This window comes from Streptomyces sp. CC0208 (assembly GCF_003443735.1).
GTDB classification, from domain to species: domain Bacteria; phylum Actinomycetota; class Actinomycetes; order Streptomycetales; family Streptomycetaceae; genus Streptomyces; species Streptomyces sviceus.
The window spans coordinates 352,780-372,656 of the sequence record NZ_CP031969.1; the positions used below are offsets into that span (position 1 = coordinate 352,780).

Consider the following 19,877-nt stretch of genomic DNA (forward strand, 5'->3'; position numbering starts at 1 on the left):
CGGGTTCTCGCCCCCGAAATGCCGGCCATGCTTCCTCTGCCGCTGGTGGGTGCCTGTTGGTGTGGAGCCACCTCGTCGCGGGGTCGACAGTCAGCGCGAGTTGTCGCAGCAGGCTCGGCGCCGGGACAGAAGTGCGTCGTCATGCCTGTTGACTCGGGGGCCGGGTACACGGTGCGTGCACGCGACGTTGGCCAAGGAGAGGAAGTCGGACAGTGGCGGTGAAGGCGATGGGGTGGGCGCACTCGTTCCCCATGTCCGAAGGAGTGCGCGTCGGCCGGGAGTGGACCCGCAGGCGTCTTGAGTCCCTGCCTTGGACCGCTGCCGAACCGGACACGGTGGACGCCGTCGTGCTGGCGGTGTCCGAGCTGATCACCAATGCGCACATCCACGCGCACAGCGACGCACACCTGGTCCTCACCTGGGACGGTGACTGCCTGCAGGTGAGCGTCCACGACGAGGACCCGTCGCTGCCGCGGCAGCGCGAACCGGAGCAGGGCGCGGTCTCCGGCCGTGGGGTGGCCATCGTGAGCAAGCTCGCCGATGAGTGGGGGACGAGGTGCCAACGGCACGGCAAGACGGTGACGGCGTGCTTCCGCCCCGCTGACCCTGCTGCCGCCACCGGCCATCAGGACAGCGGCAGTTGAGTTCTGCTCACCGGTGAAGCCCACTGTGGAGGACAGGCGTCATGTATCTGGCACGAGGATCGAGTGACGACCCGTACGCCTGGCTCTGGATCCTCGGGGCTCTCGCACTGTACGCACTGATCAGCTACGGGCTGACGTACCGGGCACGTGTCCGGCGCGGATCCGCACATCCAGCTCGTGACGCCGTGCACGATCTCAAGGACCGCGAGGAACCGCAGTCGCCCAGGCAGCGTTTCATCAGTCGCGTGCTCATGCTGTGCGGCGCGGGACTCACCGTTCTGGCCGCCGCCCTGACCAGCGGCACCGTACGGATCGTGGCAGTCGCGCTCACGGCCGGCGTGGCGGTGGCGGTGTGGGCGTACTACGACTACCGCACGGAGAGGCGCGTTCCGCGCAGCGACGATGCGGCGCCGGGGCGCACTCGGACGGGCAGGCCCTGACTCGTGAGGCGGGGGCAGACACCCTGGCGGCAGCAGGATCATGTCGACCGCGACGACAGTCCGAATACGGCGACGCGGCGACGCGGCGACGCGGCGACGCAGCAGGCGGCGCGGCGGGGAGGACGGTTCCCGACGCGGCGATACCGTCATGAGGTGACAGGAATCAATGCCGACCGGCGGTGGTCCGAGTCCATGCCGGGCGCCTATGAGCAGTACCTCGTGCCGGTGATCTTCCGGCCCTTCGCCGAGGACCTGGCCGCCCGGGCCGCCGCACTCAACCCTGGGCGAGTCCTTGAACTAGCCGCGGGTACGGGCGTGTTGACGTCGCGCCTGCTCACAGCGGCACCCTCGGTCGAGGTGACGGCCACGGACCTGAACGAGGCCATGGTCGTTCTCGGGTCGACCCGGGCACCGGGTGCGGTGTGGCGGCAGGCGGACGCGCAGCAGCTGCCGTTCCCGGACGGAGGCTTCGACCTGGTGGTCTGCCAGTTCGGCGTGATGTTCTTTCCCGACCGCGTCGAGGCCTTCAGCGAGATCAACCGGGTGCTGGCGTCGGGAGGCCGGTTCCTGTTCAACACCTGGGCCCCGCTCGAGACGCACGCTTTCGAAGTCGCACTGCAAGCCGGGCTGGAACGGGCCTTTCCCGTCGACCCGCCGCGGTTCTTCCCGACGGTTCCGCACGGTTATTCCGACCCCGCTGTCGTGGCCGCTGATCTGGCGGCCGCCGGGTTCGCTGTCGAGGACGAGCAGGAGGTGACGCTTCAGGGCCGGGCCGTGTCGACCGCCGACCTTGCCACGGGGTACCTCACCGGGACACCGGTGCGCGCGGCCGTTGAGGAGCGCGGCGACGGACCGGCCGTCCGGGCCACCGTCATCGAGGAGATGACGGCCCGTCTGGGCCCTGGGCCGGTCACCGCCCCGATGACGGCGTACGTCTTCCTCGCTGCGGCCTGAAGGTCGGACGGGCCGGCGCCCAATCCCCCATTGCCATCAACTCGTCCGCACAGCAAGGGATGTTGGTGGTGGCAGCGAGGCGTACGCCTACACGGTTTCCGGGCTGCCGTTCAGTCGTCCCGGGCTTGAACTCATTCCGGCACCTCGGCACAGTTTGCGGACGTGCATCGCAATCTGCGCACCGCACTCACCGAGACCGTCGCGGTACCGGGCCAGCATCTCCATCTCCCGGGTGAACACAGCGCGGCCCGCCGACTCGGTACGGATCTTCTGCAGCCCCAGCATCCGGTCAGTCGGCGTGAGCTTGGCTTTGCGTCTGCGACGGGCCACCAGTCGGTCGTGACCGCCCCGCGTGCGGAGCACCGGCTCGTGCGGGACGCCCAGCACCAGTGTGGGCGCGTCGATGATCTCGCTCAGTTGCTGGCTGGGCGCCCCGATCAACTCGGGGTGCGGGCGAGGGGTCTGTCCGCCACGCAACGGCCAGACTTATTCCAGGTTTATCTTTCCCGTCCGTGCGCATCCGGGTGGGGAAGGTATTTCTCAACGAGGAGGAAACGTGGGCATCATCGCCTGGATTCTGATCGGCCTGCTGGCCGGCGCCATCGCCAAGCTTCTGCTGCCCGGCAAGGACCCGGGTGGCATCATCATCACCATGCTGATCGGCATCGTTGGCGGCCTGCTCGGCGGCTGGCTCGGCAAGGTGATCTTCGGTGTCGACTCGATCGACGGTTTCTTCGACCTGTCGACCTGGATAGCCGCCATCGTCGGCTCCCTCATCCTGCTCGTGCTGTACCGGGTGGTCACCGGCAACCGACGGTCGCACCGCCACGCCTGATGTCCCGATCTCGGCCGGCCTGCCGTTCGACGGCAGGCCGGCCGAGGCGTGTTCCGCCGCCGTTGGTACGGGGGCTGGTGACCGTGGGTCTGCGCCGGCGCTGTCGGCGTTCCGGCATGTGCCTGCGTGCGAGACCGAGGCGTTCGCCGAGCACGGCGCCCCGCTCGCGCTGGCGGGCGGCTTCCGGGGCGGTCCCGACACCGAGAAGGCCGCTGGCGAAGGGCCCCACCAGGACTCCGCGGTGCTTCAGCATCGAGACCGCACGCCGATGCGCCGGGCGGGGGGGGATCATCGCAGGCCTACCGGATGGTCGCGGCAGTCCTCCAGTACGGCGCTTGGGACGCAGCTGCGATGGGAGCGCCTGCCCTCCGGCCCTTGCACGAGGGGCCACCAGTGGTGTGACTGGAGATGCGGACCGAGCGGGCCGCGGTCTCGAGCAGGCATTTCAGCGAGGCTGCCGGGCAGGGCAACATCGCCACGGTGGGCCACCGCCACCTCAGCAGCAGGACCATCTGACTTACGGGACTTGGTCGGCCACGCCCGGCCACCGGGTACCTCGCCGCACTCGGTACGCCCTCCTGGCACGCACGCCTCGCAGCTCAGGTGACGGCCTTTCGCAGCACGGGACGATCCGAGATGGCCCGGCCGCCGCCGTCTTCTCCGCGCAGGAGGCGTGAGCGCGCCCGTCAGCGTCCTCATCGACCTCGTCGTCCGAGCCTGCGCGCCCCGCCCGCCCTCCTCGGAAGCGCTGCGACGCAAGAGCCAAGGCGTCACGCAGGCGGACGGGTGAGTCTGGCGGCCACGGCGTCGAGGACCCAGTCCAGGCCGGTCGCGAAGGACGTCTCGGCGTCCACGTCCGTGCCGTCGTACACCGCCTTGGCGAGCGCCGGGAAGCGGCCCGTGGCCAGCATCTTCGTCACATGCGCACCGGAGGCGCGCTGCCAGTCGCGCTTGGACAGGCCTGTGGCGCGCTCGGCCCGGAGGTTCGCGATCTCGCGCCTGATCGCGCCGGTGAAGTAGGCGCTGACGGTCTCCACAGCGCGCATCACGGTGTCGATGTCGGCGAGGCCGTCGAGGGCGGCCAGTTTGGCCTCGGTTACGGCGAGGCCGTTGGGACCCAGGGTCGGCCGGCCGCCGAGCAGGTCGGCCAGCCATTCGTGCCGGAGAGCGGTCTGCCGGGTGCGGAGGGCGAGGACGCGCAGCGCCTCCCGCCAGTCACCGGGCTGCTCCTCGGGAAGGATCTCGGCCTGGACCTCGTCCACCATGAGGTCGAACAGCTCCCCCTTCGTGGAGATGTATCCGTACAGCCGCATCGGGCCGGCGTTCAGCCGGGCGGCGACCTTGCGCAACGACACCGCCTCCAGCCCGCCCTCGTCGGCCAGCGCGATGGCGGCGGCGACGATCCGCTCGCGGTCGAGCGGCACGGGGCGATTCGGCGGCTCCGGCCTGTCCCACACAGTCATGGTCTCACCGTACTGTTGCGATACATCGTCACGTGACAATACAGTGTATCGACATGAGACATCGCATCGCAGTGGTCGGGAGCGGCCCCGGCGGCCTCACCTTCGCCCGCGTCCTGCACCGCCATGGTCACGCCGTCACCGTCCTCGAACGCGATCCCGGCCCCGACGCCCGCCCCCCGGGCGGCACACTGGACCTGCACGAAGGACTCGGCCAGCTCGCGCTGGACAAGGCCGGACTATTGGCGGAGTTCGAGGCGCTGTCTCGCCCCGAGGGCCAGGCCATGCGCATCCTGGACACGGACGGGACCGTCCTGCGCGACTGGCGCCCCCGTACGGATGACCGGGCCAATCCCGAGATCGACCGCAGGCAACTCCGTGACCTGCTGCTGGCCCCTCTCGACGTCCAGTGGGGCCGGAGGGTGACACAGGTGGTGCCGGGGCAACAGGAGGGCACACAGGTCCACTTCGCAGACGGGCGACAGGAGACGTTCGACCTCGTGGTCGGCGCGGACGGTGCCTGGTCTCGGACCCGCCCGGCAGTCTCGCCGGTGGCGCCGCACTACACCGGCGTCACCTCGGTCGAGACCTCCCTCGACGACGTGGACACCCGCCACCCCGACCTCGCCCGGTTGATCGGTGACGGTTCCGTGGCTGCGTACGGCGTCAACCGTTCCCTCGTCGCCCAGCGCAACAACGGCGGTCACGTCAAGGTGTACGCCAAGTTCCGCGCGCCGCTGGACTGGCACACGAACCTGGACCCGGCCGATGCCGAGGCCGTGCGAGCGAGCCTGCTGGCCCTGTTCGACGGCTGGGCCGCTCCCATCCTCGACCTCCTTCGCCACGGCACCGCCTTCGTCCACCGCCCGTTGTACGCCCTGCCCGTGTCCCACACCTGGACCCACGTCCCCGGAGTGACGCTCCTGGGTGACGCCGCCCATCTGATGCCCCCGCTGGGGGCGGGCGCGAACCTCGCGATGCTGGAAGGCGCCGAACTCGCCGAGTCCCTCGCCACCGCCCCCGGAGATCCGGACGAGGCCGTCCGCGCCTTCGAGGAGCGGATGTGGGCACGGGCCGGCCGGTGGGCGAAGATCACGACAGCCGGACTGGAACGCCTCGTGAGCCCCGACCCCGCCGAAGCCATCGCCCAGTTCGACCGGGTCCAACCATCCTGACGGCGAGCGCGAGAGAGCTTGGCCGGGGGATGTTGACGGAGTCTGCGAGCGACGGCATGATGACCGACTGCGTGGCCTACGCCGAACCTCCCGCGACCGTCCCCAGCACGGTCTCCCGTCGGAGGCAAAGGGACCAGCGTCTCAGGCCGTTGTCGCAGCCCGATCGCCTGGAGCGAGGTTGCTGGGGAGCTGTCGTTTCAAGGCGTGGAAGGCCGCGATGACTGCCCGTAGGAACTTCAAGCGCCAGGTGCGTGCCCGCGCCGCCAAGACCGGTGAGTCCTACACGTCCGCCCTCCGGCACTTCCTTCCGACTCCCTCAGGAGACGTCATGTCGGAAGCGTCGGAAGCGTCGGAAGCGTCGGAAGCAAGGAAACTCGAAAGCGTACGGCTCGCCGTAGCGCAGACCCCCGTACGCGAAGACCCCCGAGACGTGGAAGCGCTGCGCGCGAGCGGACGTGAGGTCCGTGCCCTGATGCGCGAGGCCAGTGCTCGGGGAGCGAGGATCGGGCACTTCCCGGAAGGCGCGATCTGCTTTCCCAGCAAGCTGGTCATGTCCGTCGACGGCCCGGACGCGGTCGGCCCGGCGGACTGGAGCCGGTGCCAATGGCCGGTGCTGCAAGCGGAGTTGGCCGCGATCGCCGAGTTGGCCGGCAGGCTGCGGTTGTGGACGGTGATCGCGTCGGTGCACCGTCTGACCGACCCGAACCGTCCGCACAACAGCCTCTACGTCATCTCCGACCGCGGCGAGATCGTCACGCGGTACGACGAGCGCCTGCTGTCGAAGACGAAGGTCTCGTACATGTACTCGCCGGGCGTCTCACCCGTGACCTTCGAGGTCGACGGTGTGCGCTTCGGCTGCCTGCTCGGCATGGAGATCCACTACCCGGAGCTGTTCGCGGAGTACGAGAAGCTGGATGTCGACTGCGTCCTGTTCTCCACAAGCGGCACCCCCGGCAACACCGCCGCACAAGCCCAAGGCCACGCCACGGTCAACAGCTACTGGGTCAGCTTGTCCGTACCCGCGCAGCACCCCACACCGTCCGGAATCGTCGCTCCCAACGGCGACTGGCTCGCACGCTGCCCCGCGGACGGCTCGCCATCCGTAGCCGTCGTGAACCTCGACGACAGGTCCGAGGCCGCCGCCGACGCGGTGACCTACGGGCGTCCCTGGCGTCGTGAGGCGCGCGCGGGCATCTACACCGAGCACCAGGTGAACGACCCGCGCAGCGAAGACCGGACAGCTGCCTTCTAGAGAGTCAGGCCCCGGGTCAGGGACGAAGCCGGCCGGGGTCTGAGGTCGCCCAAGGGCCGCATCCGGGGCCGAGGGTGCCGCACCCCGGTGGTGCGGGTCACCGCCGTCCGCACCGAAGGTGTCCCGATGGCGGCGCTGATCCGCACCAGGGCCGGACGCAGACCACGGCTGATGTGTCGCATCGACCTCGACCGTGGTCCCGCGACCGGCCGTCGCGAGCATTTCACCGAGTCCGACTACGGCCCCCTGCTGGCTGCCGCGCACCGGCAGCGCTCCCGAGCTCACCCCGTCGCGTCGGGCCGTCAGCGGGTGATCGAGATGGCGAAGGGCGTGAATCCGCTGGATCGGATCACGTGGGGTACGAACAGGATCGCGGCCTCGGCGGCCCGCGCGGTCTCGATCCCGCCGAGGTCCGTGATCCACTCCTGCTGCCAGCTGAGGTCGGTGAGAAGGCCGCGTACGACCTGCTTGGCGTCCGTGTCGTCGCCGGAGAGGAAGGCGGTCGGCGTCTGGGTGAGGGCGGTGGGCGCGGTCATCACCGTGTAGAGCATCGTGTTGAGCGTCTTGACGACGCGGGTCTCGCGAAGAGCTGCTTGAAGTTGCTCCGCGAGGCTCGAGCCGGGGTAGAGCAGGTCGGCGGGCAGTCCGTCCGGTCCGTCGACGGTGGCGTTGGAGACGTCCACGAGGATCTTGCCCTGCAGTTCCTCGCGCAGCGCGGTGAGGCGCTCCAGTGAGCCGGCGCCCGGGGTGGCGTTGATGACGAGCTGCGCTGTCCGGGCGGCGTCGGCGGCGGAGTTCGGTGAGCGGTCCGCCACGGTCACCTCGTGCCCGGCCCGGGTGAGGGCAAGGGCGAGGCTGCCGCCGACGCGGCCGTTTCCGAGAACTGCGATCCTGGTCATGCTGATGTGGTCCCTTCGGCTTCTGTTGTTCGTGGGGCGGTCGGTCAGCGGGAGAGCGTGGTGACGGCTGCGGTGTGCACGCCGGGCGCGGCAGCCAGGAAGCTCTCGCTCTGCGGGGTCCAGGGACGGCCCTCGGCGTCGGATATCCGCCCGCCGGCCTCCGTGACGAGCAGCGCCCCGGGAAGCAGGTCCGCGCGGGCCCCGGCGAACTGCCAGAAGGCGTCGATCCGGCCGGCGGCCACGTTCAGCAGGTGCAGGGTGGCGGGCACGGATGTGCGTACCACGAGCGCGTCGAAGAGCATCGAGGTGATCGAGGAGCCGATGCGCCGCACGACCGTCTCGACCTCGTCCGGCCTGGCCTGACTCGTCGCCACGAGGCTCAGGCCGAGGTCCGTGGTCGGGGACACGTGCAGGGGGCGGCCGTCGAGGTGGGCTCCGGCCCCGGCGAGCGCGGTGTAGGTCTCACCGGTCAACGGCAGGTGAACCGCGGTGAGCACCGGCTGGTTGTCGCGAACGAGAGTGGCGGTCACCGCCCACTCCGGCAGGGCGTGCAGGTGGTTGACGTTGCCTTCGGCCGGATCCAGGACCCACCATTCGCCGGGCGGCAGGGCCCCGCCCGCGAGCTCGTCCTCCACCAAGCGGGCATCCGGACGCAGGAGGGCGAGGCGCGGGCGCAGGATGTCCAGGGCCACGTCGTCGTTGGCGGCGAGCGCCCCCATCAGCTCTTCGCGGGTCTCGTAGCGGACCACGTCGCCGAACCGCTCCCGCAGCGCCGAACCCGCATCGCGCACGGCGATCGCGGTCTGCGCGAGCAGCTCGGCGTCGGACGCGGAGCCGGTGGTGGCGGTGGCGGGTGCGGTGGCGGCAATCCCGGTGGTCCGAATCGACTCGGGCATGGCGGTGCTCCCATCTGAGCAGGGGTGATGAGGCGGACCAGGCGAAGATCGTGTTTCTCTCGCGCCTGCACCTCGAAGGTAGGAGGGCCCGTCATTAACAGCAAGTGCATGTAAAGCACGGCTAGGATGACTCTCATGCAATTGGACTTGAACCTCCTCGCCGCGCTCGATGCGCTCCTGGAGGAAGGCAGCGTGGCCGGAGCCGCTGAGCGCCTGCATGTCACCGCCCCCGCGATGAGTCGAAGCCTCGGCCGGATCCGGCGCACGACGGGGGATCAGATCCTGGTGCGTACCGGGCGCACGATGACCCCGACGCCGTACGCGATCGCCGTCCGGGAACAGGTTCATGAGCTGCTGCAGCAGGTCCGGGGCGTCCTGGCGCCGAGCCGCGAACTCGACCTCTCGACACTCGAGCGCACCTTCACACTCCGCTGGCACGACTCGCTCGTCGCCCTCGGCGGTCCCGCGCTTCTCGCGGCCGTACGCGAGCAGGCGCCGGGCGTGCGTTTGCGCTTCATCGCTGAGTCGAGCGTCGACACCCCCGAGCTGCGGCGCGGTGAGATCGACCTGGAGGCCAACGCGAACCGCCCGACCGCGCCCGACCTTCGCGCCGATCAGGTGGCTGAGACCCCGCACGTCATCGTCGTGCGGCGCGGGCACCCGCTCACCCGGGTCAAGGCCGTCACCGCCGCGCGATACGCCACGGCCGAACACATCACGGTCTCGCGGCGCGGCAAGCTGAGCAACGCCCTCGACGACGCTCTCGCGCGGCTCGGCCTCACCCGACGGGTGGTGGCGGCCGCGCCCACCGACTGGGCCGCGTTCGAGTTCGTGCGCGGCTCCGACCTCCTCGTCACAGCCCCCGAGTCGACGACGCGTTCAGCGGCCACGGCTCTCGGTCTGACCCTGCTCCCCCTGCCGTTCGAACTACCGCCGGCCGCGGTGTACCTGTCCTGGCATCAGCGCTATGACACCGACCCCGCACACGTCTGGCTACGCGATCTGGCGCGGACCGCGTTGGCGTCCCGAGGTGACCCACACCTTTGACCAGCAGATGGAGATCCAGTCCCGGAACAACTGCTGGAAGCACGACGAAGACCGGGCGGAAGGCTGCGAGCGGGCCCGTATCGGACGTCGCGAGTGGCGAAGCCCCGGTCAGCCGGAGGCGTTCTACCGGCGTACCGCCGAGATCAGGCCACCGGGCCGCTCCTCCCGCTGCGGCGGGGTGCTGATCGGGCGGCCGTAGGCGGCAGCGCACTCGCGCAGGGTGTGGCTGCGGGCCTCCCAGCCGTGCCCCGCCAGCCAGGCGACCGGGTCGTCGGGCATCTCCGAAAGCCACATGGACGCCGCCGATCCCGGCACCGCGCCCGCGCCGAAGCGCTCGATCACGCCACGTGAGCCCAACGTCAGACCCATCCGACTGCCTGCCGCCGACTGCGTGCTGATGCGGGCCAGCAGGAGCTCCACCGCATCCTCGGGCAGATAGATCAGCAGCCCTTCGGCGATCCACGCGGTCGGCTCGGTCGGGTCGTGCCCTGCGGCGGCCAGCGCGCCTGGCCAGTCGTCACGCAGATCCACCGCGACGGTGATCCGCTCGCAGCGCGCGACGGCCCGCTCCTGGTGCAGCACCGCGGCCTTGAAGTCCAGGGGGGCGGCGGTGTCCACCTCGAACAGCCGGGTTCCCTGGGGCCAGTCCATCCGGAAGGCGCGGCTGTCCATGCCGGCACCGAGCAGCACGACTTGCCGGACCCCGGACGCGCAGGCCTCCTGCAACAGGTCGTCGAGGAACTTCGTCCTGATGACGATGGAGAACGACACGGCCAGCCGGCGGCGTCGCGCGGCCTCGTCATCGGGCAGCGACGGCGAGGAGGGCCACAGACCGCCGGCGGCGGCGAAGGCCCGTGCCAGCGGGTCGCGGAACAGCGCGTTCTCCCGCTCGGTCTCCAGCGCCCGCACCCTGGCCACCCCCACCGACGTGGCCCACACTCCCGACGGCTGCACCCGCTCCTGCTCATCAGTCACCGCGCCAGCCTAGAGGGTCGGTTCCAGGTGGCCTGCTGAGTGAACCTGCGCTCCGGACGGCGTACCCGCGCGACAAGACCCCCGGCTGGTGGGCCGGTTCAGCCTGCCCGGGTGAGGAGTTCCTCCGACAGGGCCCACAGGCGTCGGCCGTTGTCCGGGTCTACGGCGTAACGGGCGACGCCGTGCAGAGTGCCGGAGCGGCGGTCGACGATCTCGGTCTCGTTGCAGTCGACGAAGTAGCGGCCGCCGGCGCCTTCGAGCAGCGGCGAGGTGGCGAGGAGCGCCGATGTGGCGGCACCCTGTTCGACGGATTTGATCAGCTCGGCGGGGACGCGGCCGCTCCCCCGGCCGCCGGTGTGCCGTTGCAGGTTCGTGTAGACGGCGCCCGGCATCAGGGCGTTGGCGGTGATGTTGTCGCCGGCCCAGCGGCGGGTCGCTTCCACCGCGAACAGGACTCCTGCGGTCTTGGACTGTCCATAGGCGAGCCACGGGTCATAGGGGCGGAAGGCGAAGTTGACGTCGTCCCACACGATCGGTGACCGCTGATGACCGGTGGAACTCACCACTACGACACGGGCGTTGCCGTCGGCGGCCAGCGCGGTGCGCAGGCCGGTGGCGAGGGCGAAATGGCCCAGGTGATTGGTGGCGAACTGCCACTCCCAGCCCTGCTCGGTGTACTGCTCGGGGCAGGCCATGACGCCCGCGTTGTTCACCAGGACGTGCAGCGGGTCCTGCCAGGCGGTGGTGAAGGCCGTGACGGACGCGGGATCGGTCAGGTCGAGGTGCATGGTCCGCACGTCCTGGTTGCCGGTCGACCCGGTGATGTCCTTGGCGACGCGTTCGCCCGCCGCCACGTCCCGTACGGCGAGCGTGACGGCCGCACCGGTGGCCGCCAGGGCGCGGGCCGTCTCCGCCCCGATTCCGGAGGAGGCGCCGGTGACCACCGCACGGCGGCCGGTGAGGTCGACCCCTGACACGACCTCGCCGGCGGTGCTGGAGAAACCGAACGGGGTGGTGATGGCACTCATGAGTGAACTCCTTGCGTGTACTCAGGTGTGACGTGACGGCTCGGTGCGTTCAGGGCGTGAGGATCCGGTCCTGCTCCACCGGAGGTGTGCCGTCGTGCCAGTCCAGGGCCTTGCCGAAGCGGATCAACTCGCCGTACAGGGCGGGATCGGCGCCTTCGGTGAAGACCAGGTCGAGCAGGGCCGCGGCGGCCTGGGCCGGTGACTGCGCCTGGCTGTAGTCGCTGAACCAGGGGCGCGAGGTGGCGGTGTCGACCATGCCGGGGCACACGGACGCGATCAGTGTGCCGGTGGCGAGGTCGCGTGCGCGGCGTTCGGCGGCGACGGCACGGACGGCGGCGACCTGGGCCACCTTCGAGGGCACGTTCAGCCAGATCGGCCAACCCGCCTCCTGTGCGGTCTTGTTGTGGATGGCGCCACGCCAGGACTCGACGGCGTACTCGACCTGGTCGAGGCTCGCGCCGTCGAACAGGTGGCGCAGCCGCGGGTCGAGATGGCCGAGGGTGCCCAGGCTGCTGGCCACGACGAGCAGTCGGCCGCCCGGGCGAAGGACGGGGCCGAAGGAGCGCAGAATCGCGTGCGTGGCGGTGTTGGAGACGTCGATGAACTCGTCCGCCCGCTCGGCCTGTGACTCTTCGGGCCGTACACGGGCGACTGCGTTGGAGATGATGACGTCGACTCCTCCGTGCCTGGCGCGGAGGTCCTCGGCGAGGCGGGATATGGCCTCGGTGTCGGTGACGTCCAGGACCCGGCCCTCGACGCGGGCGCGGGTGGCGGGCAGCCGGCTGACCTCACCGACGGCTTCGGTCACGCGCCGGTGACTGCGGCCGGTGAGCAGGACCAGGTCGTCCGGGCCCATGCGGGCGGCCAGTCCTTCGACGAGGGCGCGACCGAGTCCTTGGTTGGCGCCCGTGACGAGGGCGATGCGGGATGCGTTCATGCATGCCACGCTAGGAACCCCTCGTCCATGAGTCCAACGAAAGTTCGGCACGAGTAGCATGCGTAAACGTCATGGACTTCTCGGATGTGTCACTCACCGCGCTGCGCGTCTTCCGCGCCGTCGTCGAACAGGGAACCTTCACCGCGGCCGCCGCGTCGCTGGGCTACACCCAGTCCGCGGTCTCCCGGCAGATCGCCTCGATCGAGCGGGCCGCGGGCGCCGAGCTGCTGGAGCGGCGGCGCGACGGCGTACGGCTCACCGCGGCCGGCCGGGTCGTCCTGCGTCGTGCGACGACCGTGGTCGACGAGATCGACGCGACGGCCCGCGAACTGTCCGGCCTGCCCGGGCAGGCGGGCACGGTCCGCCTGGGATGGTTCCCCAGCGCCGGCGCCGTTCTGGTGCCCCGCACCCTGGCCGCACTGCGCCGCACGGACCCGGACCTGCACGTCGTCGGCCGGGAGGGCAGCACCCCCGCGCTGGTGCGCGCCCTGCGGGCCGGCAGCCTCGACCTCGCCCTGCTCGCCTCGGCCCCGCCCTTCCGGCCGCCGGACGCCGAATCGCCCCCGCTCGTGCTGCAGACACTCACCGAACGCGCCCTCTGCCTGGCGGTGCCCGCCACCCATCCCCTGGCCCGCGGCGACTACATCGACGTGGCCGACCTGCGCGGGCAGCGATGGATCGCCGGTTCCTCCTCGGGAGAGGACAAGCTCATGGGCGTGTGGCCGGGCCTGGACGAGCGGCCCGAGATCGCCCACACCGCCCGCGACTGGCTCGCCAAGCTCCACCTGGTCGCCGCCGGCTGCGGACTGACCACCGTGCCCGCCGTACTCGCCTCCGCCGCGCCACCCGGCGTCCGCATCCTGCCCGTCCGCGGCGGCCCCCAGGAACAACGGCGCCTCCTCCTGGCCCGCCTCCCCCACCCGCCGAGCACCCCGAGCGTCCGCGTGGCAGCCGCCCTCCGCGCGACCGCCCTCGCCGCCGACACACCCCTGGCCGACACACCTCCCGCATGACGCAGCGGGCGACACCGGGCCCGCACCGCACTCGACCGTCGGGCGCGTGTACGCGGCGTCGCGCTCAGAACGACGGTAAGCAGGCCCGCCTCGGGCATCTCCAGGCGCTCCACGACGTGGGCCGGCGAAAGCGTCGCCGTGCCAAGCTTCCTGACGGGACCTTCGACGCGGGCCTCGACAAGTTCCGCTTCCTGGATCCGGTCGCAGCCGGCGACGCGGTGGCCCGCCTCCTGCTGCCGGTGGCCGACCGGCTGGCCCCGAGCCAGGACGCCGCGTCGACCTGCTGCTCCGCGTGGCCGCCACCGCGCACGGCCTTGCCGTATTCCTGCGCCAGAAACCGTTCGGAGTGGGCAGCGGAGCCCTCGCCGACACGGAGGAGAAGGCCGCCCGCACGGTGCGGGACCTCGCACGGCAGCACAGCGCCTGATCCACTTCAGACGGTCGTTCACGAGCTGATCATTTCCCGAGACCGTGGGTGAGAAGGCTCTCCGCGGTGTCCTCGATGGTGTCCTCGATGGGACGCGCCCGCCATCCGAGGAGTTGCTCGGCCTTGGCGCTCGTGGCGTCGAGGTCCCGGCCGAGCTGATGCCTCAGCAGTCGCAGCTCAGGGTTCGCGACGCCCAGCGCGCGTGCGAGCCACACCGGCAGTTCACGGGTCGGGGCCTTCGCGGCGCGTTCACCCAGGCGGTCACGCAGGATGCGCGCGATCTCGACCACACGCAGGCTGTGCCCGGCGATCGCGAGGAATCGTTCGCCGGCGGCTGCCGGATCGGTCATCGCACGCAGGTGCAGATCCGCGACGTCCCGGACGTCGACGAAGCCCATGCCGAAGGGAGGGCACGCGGGCACTCGCCCTTCGAGCATGCGGCGCACGAGACGCAGGGACGGCGGGTCGTCGGGGCCGAGCAGTGGCCCAAGAACCCCCACGGGATGAACCGCCGCCAGTTCCAGAGTGCCGCCCTCTTCCTTGATGAACTGCCAGGCGGCACGCTCGGCAAGCGTCTTGGACCGCTGGTAGGGCGGAATGTCGGCGTCGACGTCGGTCCAGTCCTCCTCGGTGAACGGGGCCGAGCGCGGCGGATGACCTATGCCCACGGCGCCGAAGGCGCTCGTCAGGACGACCCGACGCACCCCGGCGTCCCGGGCGGCGCGCAGCACCCGCAGGACGCCCTCCCGTGCCGGGACCACCAACTCGTCGTCGGTGGCCGGGGTGAGGCGCAGCGTCGGCGAGGCGACGTGAAGGACGTAGTCGCAGCCGGCGACGGCCTCCTCCCAGCCGTCGGGCTGTTCGAGGTCGGCGCGGACGACCGTGAGGCGGTCGTCGTCGAACGTCGTCGCCGCGTGGAGCCAGGAGCGCAACTCCGGCTCACGCTGTGGGGTGCGGACGGTGGTGCGGACGGTGTGGCCGGCGTCGAGCAGGGCCCGCACACACCAGCTCCCGAGGAATCCCGTCCCTCCGGTGACCAGTACGCGTGTCATGTGTGTCTCCTCAACTCGCGAGTCGTGTGTCGAGAGGCGTCAGACGGCGCTCCGCCTGACGCCGTCGGGCAGCGGCCACGCTGCTGCCGAGGAGGGCGTGGCCGATCATGATGGGGTAGATCACGGCGCGCTCGAACATGCCCACGTTCCACATCCAGCCGGTGAACACGTCCGCCATGAAGAGGGGAAACGCGAGCAGTCCGGCGGTGCCGAGCGCGACACTCGCGAGGGACCTGCCCCTGCTGAGACCGATCCGGGCTCCGCTGACTCCGACGACGATCGCCATGAGGTTCCCGGCGAGCATGACGCCCTGCGCGCCGAGGGTGTGAAACGCGATCAGGCCGTTGTCGACGTTCGCGTGGGAGCCCTGGAAGATGCCGACGAGCGAGACCCCGGTGCCGGCGAGGACGGCGAGCGTCACGATGACGGTCGGGCGGACGCCCTGGCGCGGGTCGAACACGAGGAAGGCGCCGACGATCAGGAGGACGCCGTAGATCACCCAACCGGTGTCCATGACGGCGCCGAGTGGGGAGTTGGCGACCTGGCCGAACGCGGTCTGGGGCGGGCCGGTCAGGCCGAGGTGGCTGACCCAGTTGTACAGGGGCGAGTACGGCGGGTCCTGCCATGCGGCGGCGGTGACGAACTCGGCGATCCAGGACACGAGCGGGCCGAGGAGGATGAGGAGGGCTCCGGCGCGGGCCGCCGCACCGGAGCGGACGATGGGGTTCATGCCAGAGCCATGCCGGGGACGCGCTGCCGGATGGCCTCCATCTCGGCCTCGTCGGAGACGCCCTGCCAGTCGTATCGGGGGGTGTACGGCGACTCCAGGGCGCGCACCTCGTCATCAGCGAGCTCGATGTCGAGGGAGGCCACGGCTTCGTCGATCTGCCGGATCGAGCCGGCGCCGACCAGCGGCGCGGTGACGACCGGCTGACGACGCAGCCAGGCGAGCGCGATCTGTGCGCGGCTTGCGCCGTGGGCGTCCGCGACCTGTCCGACCGCGTCGATGATCGCGTGGTTGGACACCTCTTCCGCGGGCGAGTACAGCAGGTCCGCGTAGGCTCCGTCGGTCTCGGAGCGCGCCGTCGAGCGGGCGTCGTCCCAGCCCCGGGCGAGGCGGCCGCGGGCCAGCGGCGACCAGATGATCGTGCCGACGCCCTCGTCCAGGCACAGCGGGATCATCTCCCGCTCCTCCTCACGGGCGAGCAGGTTGTAGTGGTTCTGCATGGACACGAACCGTGCCCAGCCGTTCTGCTTCTGCAGGTTGAGCGCCTTCGCGAACTCCCATGCGTGCATGGACGAGGCGCCGAGATAACGGACCTTGCCCGCCTTCACAAGGTCGCTGAGCGCCTCCAGCGTCTCCTCCCACGGAGTGCTGTGGTCGTTGCGGTGGATCTGGTAGAGGTCGATGTAGTCGGTGCCCAGGCGGCGCAGCGAATGATCGACCTCGGTCATGACCGCCTTGCGCGACAGTCCCCGTCCGTTGGGTCCCAGCCGCATCGGATGGCGGAGCTTCGTTGCGATCACCACGGCGTCGCGGTCGGCGAAGTCCTTGAGTGCGCGGCCGAGGATCTCCTCGCTGGAACCGTTCGAGTACATGTTGGCGGTGTCGAAGAAGTTGATGCCCGCGTCCAGGGCGTGCTTGATCAGCGGCCGTGCCTCCTGTTCGCCCTTCGACCAGACGGGGTGGCCCCGGTCGGGCTCGCCGTAGGTCATCGCGCCGATGGCGATGGGCGACACGTCGAGGCCGGTCGTGCCGAGCTTGATGTATTGCATGACGCTCCTTAGAGTATGTGGAGAGCTCTCCGCATAACGTAGTGGAGAACTCTCCACTTAGCAAGGTGAGGTCCCGTGGCCCGTTCAGACGCCGTTGAGAACAGAGCGCGCATCCTCGCTGCCGCCCGCGAAGCGCTCACAGCGGACGGCAGCACGTCGATGAACCAGATCGCCCAGCGCGCAGGGGTCGGCGCCGGCACCCTGTACCGCAACTTCCCCACGCGCGAAGCGCTGGTCCTGGCCGTCTACCAGGACGAGGTCACACGCATCGTCGACACCGTCCCCGGACTGCTGGCGAAGATGCCGCCGCTGGAAGCGCTCCGCCACTGGACGACCGACCTCGTCGAGGCCATGCGCAGAAAGCACGGCCTCGGGGACGCCCTCAGCCCGGGTGCACACCAGGCGATCAGCGAGCAGAGCTACGGCCCCGTCGTCGCCGCCATCACCGAACTCCTCGACGCCGGCAAGAAGGACGGAAGCATCCGCGTGGACGCCGACCCAGGCGACTTCCTCCAACTCACCGGCGCGCTCTGGCGCGCCGCGTCCACCCCGCAGGACCGCGCTCCCCACATGCTCGCGCTCATCCTCGACGGACTCCGCACGCACCGGTAGACAACGCGCAGCGCACGTCCCACCGATCGCTGATCAAAGTAGTCGGGTTGGCCACGACGACCTGCAACTCGCGGCCCCCGATACGCTGTTGGTTCGATTTCAGGGGTTCGGGGGTTCGGGAGTTCGGGGGTCAGTGGTGACAGGTCGCTATGACGCCGTCCGTGCGGTGGAGGTGCCACCGAACTTGGGAGCGATCGCCGATCTGACCCCGGTGCGTGACCAGGAGCGGCCGGCATGGCTGGCCCTGGGCGAGGACGGGACGATCAGCCGTTGGGACGTGACAACTGGTGATCACGAGGCGGTCGGGACCACAACCGTTTGGGCAGAACCCGACCCCGAACCATGGAACGACCGTGAAATCCGCAGACGCCTGCACGCCTCCCACGACGGCGACTTCTGCGCGGTGGTCAACGACTACGGTCGATTCGGGGAGGTGATCGACCTGCGGACCGGCGAGGTCACGCTGGCCTTGGAGAACGAGGGGCACCACTCGGACACCGTGCCGTTCTCGCTGGCGTTCGGACGGAGCCATGGGCGCTGTGTCGTGATCCACCGCACGGACTGGAACCGGCTTGATGTGTCGGACGCGGAAACGGGAGCGCTGCTGACCGATCGGTCGTTCCTCTCGCCCGCCGAGGAAGACGGCTTGCCGGAGCATCACCTCGACTACTTCCACGGCGCCCTGTACGTGAGCCCTGACGGAAAGCGGATCCTGGACGACGGCTGGATATGGCATCCGGTCGGCGTCCCCTCGGTGTGGGATCTTGACCCATGGATCGAGGGCAACGTGTGGGAGTCCGAGGACGGTCCGAGCCGGGTCGATGTGTGCGGCCGGGAGTACTACTGGGACCACGCCATGACCTGGATCGACTCCGCCCGGGTCGCCATCGGGGGAATCGGCGACGACGACCTCGCCATGCGGCCCGGGGCACGGATCTTCGACACGAGTCGAACCGGTGAGAGGGGAATGGCCGTAGAGCTCCTTACATTTGAGGGCCCGGCCGGGCGGTTCTTCAGCGATGGCACCCGCCTGTTCAGTTCCGGTGACACCGGTCTGTCCACATGGGATCCGGCCGAGGGGAACCTCTTGGGCGCCGTTCCCGGATTCTCCCCCACGCATCACCACCCCAGCACCGGGCAGTTCTTGGAACTCGCTGACGGTGTGGTCCGCCTGTGGACTGCGTGACCGGCACCTTGTCGCCTGAGTGCTCGTGACCGAAGCATGCGTAGACATCTATAAAGACGAGCGAAGCCCATAAAGGGAAATTTATTCGCGAATGTCCGGTATAAGGCCCGCCGGTTCGGCAACCCGCACGGCATGGTACGGACATTGAAACGGCATGGAAGGCACGGCGGGCACAGCGATGCCGACCGCGAGGTCGAGGCTGGTCGGGGGACGGGCGCCGGACCGGATGAGCAGGTGGAGCGGCAGTCACCGGACACCCCGACTGACCTGCCTAAAAGCTCCTGGGGGGCAATACTGAAAGGCACTCTGAAGGAGTTCAAGAGAGATGAGCTGACCGACCGGGCCGCAGCGCTGACCTACTACGGAATCCTGGCGCTGTTCCCGGCCCTGCTGGCCCTGATCTCGCTGCTTGGGATCGCCGGCCACTCGGCGACACAGAAGGTGCTGGACAACATACAGAAACTCGCCCCGGGCGCGGCCCGCGACGTGCTCAGCAGCGCGGTGAAGCAGATGCAGGGCAACGCCGGGATCGGCTCGATCATGGCGATCGTAGGCCTCGTCCTCGCGGTGTGGTCGGCCTCCGGCTATGTCGCCGCGTTCATCCGCAGCGCGAACGCGGTCTACGACGTCCCCGAGGGGCGCCCGGTGTGGAAGGTGCTGCCGGTCCGGGTCGGTGTGACCGTCGTGCTCCTGATCCTGGCCGTGATCAGCGCGCTGATCGTCGTCTTCACCGGCAGCCTGGCACAGCAGCTGGGTACCACGCTGGGCATCGGGGACACGTTCTTGACGGTGTGGTCCATCGCCAAGTGGCCGGTGCTCGTGCTCCTGGTCACCACCATGATCGCGATCCTTTACTGGGCGACTCCGAACGCCAAGGTCCGCGGCTTCCGCTGGATCACACCGGGCAGTCTGCTGGCTCTGGTGATCTGGATGATCGTCTCCGCCGGCTTCGCGCTGTACGTGGCGAACTTCGCCTCGTACAACAAGACCTACGGCACGTTCGCCGGCGTGATCATCTTCCTGGTGTGGCTGTGGATCACGAACCTGGCGATCCTGCTCGGCCTGGAGTTCGACGCCGAGATGCACCGCCAGCGCGTCGTCGCGGGCGGCCATCCAGCCGACCAGGAGCCGTATGTCCAGCCGCGCGACACCCGCAAGTGGGACGAGGAGGACCGCCGCCGCCTCGAGTCATGAGCGGCCGGGATCACGGCCACGGCCTCGTCGGGCCCCACCGACACCTCCCAAGCGACCTCGAAACGTCACAGCACC

22 protein-coding genes are annotated in these 19,877 nt (G+C 69.9%); 12 read left to right on the forward strand and 10 right to left on the reverse strand.

Features of this window, described 5'->3' with window-relative positions; translation table 11 throughout:
- Positions 1–212: 212 nt before the first annotated feature.
- The 3 genes from D1369_RS01640 to D1369_RS01650 all read left to right on the forward strand — a co-directional run bounded on the left by D1369_RS01640 (position 213) and on the right by D1369_RS01650 (position 2,038).
- The gene (locus D1369_RS01640) at positions 213–644 is read left to right on the forward strand and encodes an ATP-binding protein (RefSeq protein WP_007386886.1); all 432 of its coding nucleotides are present in this window, start codon (positions 213–215) and stop codon (positions 642–644) included.
- 41 nt (positions 645–685) lie between these two features.
- Positions 686–1,084: a hypothetical protein gene (locus D1369_RS43395; protein WP_007386885.1), complete on the forward strand. Its 399-nt coding sequence runs from the start codon at positions 686–688 to the stop codon at positions 1,082–1,084.
- Between the two features lie 192 nt (positions 1,085–1,276).
- Positions 1,277–2,038 carry a class I SAM-dependent methyltransferase gene (locus D1369_RS01650; RefSeq protein WP_037902508.1) on the forward strand — a complete coding sequence of 254 codons (762 nt, stop codon included), beginning with the start codon at positions 1,277–1,279 and terminating at the stop codon, positions 2,036–2,038.
- Between the two features lie 87 nt (positions 2,039–2,125).
- On the opposite strand, the gene D1369_RS01655 is transcribed toward D1369_RS01650, so the two are convergent.
- Entirely contained in the window at positions 2,126–2,515 is a 390-nt protein-coding gene (locus D1369_RS01655) for a hypothetical protein (RefSeq protein ID WP_007386883.1), read from the reverse strand.
- Between the two features lie 79 nt (positions 2,516–2,594).
- Between D1369_RS01655 and D1369_RS01660 the strand changes: the two genes are divergently transcribed.
- Entirely contained in the window at positions 2,595–2,873 is a 279-nt protein-coding gene (locus D1369_RS01660; RefSeq protein ID WP_020120489.1) for a GlsB/YeaQ/YmgE family stress response membrane protein, read from the forward strand.
- Positions 2,874–3,643: 770 nt separating this feature from the next.
- Here the strand turns inward: D1369_RS01660 and D1369_RS01665 are convergent.
- Positions 3,644–4,336, reverse strand: coding sequence for a TetR/AcrR family transcriptional regulator C-terminal domain-containing protein (locus tag D1369_RS01665; protein ID WP_007386881.1), 693 nt, complete (start codon positions 4,334–4,336; stop codon positions 3,644–3,646).
- A 53-nt stretch (positions 4,337–4,389) separates the two neighbouring features.
- Here D1369_RS01665 and D1369_RS01670 point away from each other — a divergent pair, with 53 nt between their 5' ends.
- The gene (locus D1369_RS01670; RefSeq protein ID WP_037902499.1) at positions 4,390–5,508 is read left to right on the forward strand and encodes an NAD(P)/FAD-dependent oxidoreductase; all 1,119 of its coding nucleotides are present in this window, start codon (positions 4,390–4,392) and stop codon (positions 5,506–5,508) included.
- Positions 5,509–5,836: 328 nt separating this feature from the next.
- Positions 5,837–6,760: a carbon-nitrogen hydrolase family protein gene (locus D1369_RS01675; RefSeq protein WP_240436037.1), complete on the forward strand. Its 924-nt coding sequence runs from the start codon at positions 5,837–5,839 to the stop codon at positions 6,758–6,760.
- Positions 6,761–7,062: 302 nt separating this feature from the next.
- Here D1369_RS01675 and D1369_RS01685 read toward each other — a convergent pair whose 3' ends face one another.
- Together D1369_RS01685 and D1369_RS01690 are read right to left on the reverse strand one after the other, a co-directional pair.
- The gene (locus D1369_RS01685) at positions 7,063–7,659 is read right to left on the reverse strand and encodes an NAD(P)-binding domain-containing protein (RefSeq protein ID WP_007386878.1); all 597 of its coding nucleotides are present in this window, start codon (positions 7,657–7,659) and stop codon (positions 7,063–7,065) included.
- A gap of 44 nt (positions 7,660–7,703) precedes the next feature.
- The gene (locus tag D1369_RS01690) at positions 7,704–8,555 is read right to left on the reverse strand and encodes a 3'(2'),5'-bisphosphate nucleotidase CysQ (RefSeq protein ID WP_007386877.1); all 852 of its coding nucleotides are present in this window, start codon (positions 8,553–8,555) and stop codon (positions 7,704–7,706) included.
- Positions 8,556–8,690: 135 nt separating this feature from the next.
- Here D1369_RS01690 and D1369_RS01695 point away from each other — a divergent pair, with 135 nt between their 5' ends.
- Complete coding sequence (locus D1369_RS01695) at positions 8,691–9,602, forward strand: LysR family transcriptional regulator (RefSeq protein ID WP_037902496.1); 912 nt, start codon at positions 8,691–8,693, stop codon at positions 9,600–9,602.
- 123 nt (positions 9,603–9,725) lie between these two features.
- Here D1369_RS01695 and D1369_RS01700 read toward each other — a convergent pair whose 3' ends face one another.
- The 3 genes from D1369_RS01700 to D1369_RS01710 form a co-directional block, all read right to left on the reverse strand.
- Positions 9,726–10,577: a class I SAM-dependent methyltransferase gene (locus tag D1369_RS01700; protein ID WP_007386874.1), complete on the reverse strand. Its 852-nt coding sequence runs from the start codon at positions 10,575–10,577 to the stop codon at positions 9,726–9,728.
- Between the two features lie 98 nt (positions 10,578–10,675).
- Positions 10,676–11,605 carry an SDR family NAD(P)-dependent oxidoreductase gene (locus D1369_RS01705; RefSeq protein ID WP_007386873.1) on the reverse strand — a complete coding sequence of 310 codons (930 nt, stop codon included), beginning with the start codon at positions 11,603–11,605 and terminating at the stop codon, positions 10,676–10,678.
- Positions 11,606–11,654: 49 nt separating this feature from the next.
- Positions 11,655–12,542, reverse strand: a complete 888-nt coding sequence (locus D1369_RS01710; RefSeq protein WP_007386872.1) for an SDR family NAD(P)-dependent oxidoreductase — start codon at positions 12,540–12,542, stop codon at positions 11,655–11,657.
- A 71-nt stretch (positions 12,543–12,613) separates the two neighbouring features.
- On the opposite strand from D1369_RS01710, the gene D1369_RS01715 reads away from it, so the two are divergent.
- On the forward strand, positions 12,614–13,555 hold the full coding sequence (locus D1369_RS01715; RefSeq protein WP_037902491.1) for a LysR family transcriptional regulator: 942 nt from the start codon (positions 12,614–12,616) through the stop codon (positions 13,553–13,555).
- Positions 13,556–13,847: 292 nt separating this feature from the next.
- Positions 13,848–13,982, forward strand: coding sequence for a hypothetical protein (locus tag D1369_RS44465; protein WP_272920829.1), 135 nt, complete (start codon positions 13,848–13,850; stop codon positions 13,980–13,982).
- 29 nt (positions 13,983–14,011) lie between these two features.
- Here the strand turns inward: D1369_RS44465 and D1369_RS01720 are convergent, their stop codons facing one another.
- Genes D1369_RS01720 through D1369_RS01730 form a run of 3 tightly spaced genes read right to left on the reverse strand, consistent with a single transcriptional unit; the run spans position 14,012 to position 16,810 of the window.
- Positions 14,012–15,034, reverse strand: coding sequence for an aldehyde reductase (locus D1369_RS01720; protein WP_007386870.1), 1,023 nt, complete (start codon positions 15,032–15,034; stop codon positions 14,012–14,014).
- 10 nt (positions 15,035–15,044) lie between these two features.
- The gene (locus tag D1369_RS01725; protein WP_007386869.1) at positions 15,045–15,764 is read right to left on the reverse strand and encodes a DUF998 domain-containing protein; all 720 of its coding nucleotides are present in this window, start codon (positions 15,762–15,764) and stop codon (positions 15,045–15,047) included.
- Positions 15,761–16,810 carry an aldo/keto reductase gene (locus tag D1369_RS01730; RefSeq protein WP_007386868.1) on the reverse strand — a complete coding sequence of 350 codons (1,050 nt, stop codon included), beginning with the start codon at positions 16,808–16,810 and terminating at the stop codon, positions 15,761–15,763. Before D1369_RS01730 ends, D1369_RS01725 begins: the two co-directional genes overlap by 4 nt.
- A 75-nt stretch (positions 16,811–16,885) precedes the next feature.
- Between D1369_RS01730 and D1369_RS01735 the strand changes: the two genes are divergently transcribed.
- From D1369_RS01735 to D1369_RS01745, 3 genes are all read left to right on the forward strand, one after another.
- On the forward strand, positions 16,886–17,422 hold the full coding sequence (locus D1369_RS01735) for a TetR/AcrR family transcriptional regulator (protein ID WP_007386867.1): 537 nt from the start codon (positions 16,886–16,888) through the stop codon (positions 17,420–17,422).
- A gap of 184 nt (positions 17,423–17,606) precedes the next feature.
- Positions 17,607–18,608, forward strand: a complete 1,002-nt coding sequence (locus D1369_RS01740) for a hypothetical protein (protein WP_106433552.1) — start codon at positions 17,607–17,609, stop codon at positions 18,606–18,608.
- Positions 18,609–18,740: 132 nt separating this feature from the next.
- Complete coding sequence (locus D1369_RS01745) at positions 18,741–19,802, forward strand: YihY/virulence factor BrkB family protein (protein ID WP_007386865.1); 1,062 nt, start codon at positions 18,741–18,743, stop codon at positions 19,800–19,802.
- Positions 19,803–19,877 lie beyond the last annotated feature (75 nt).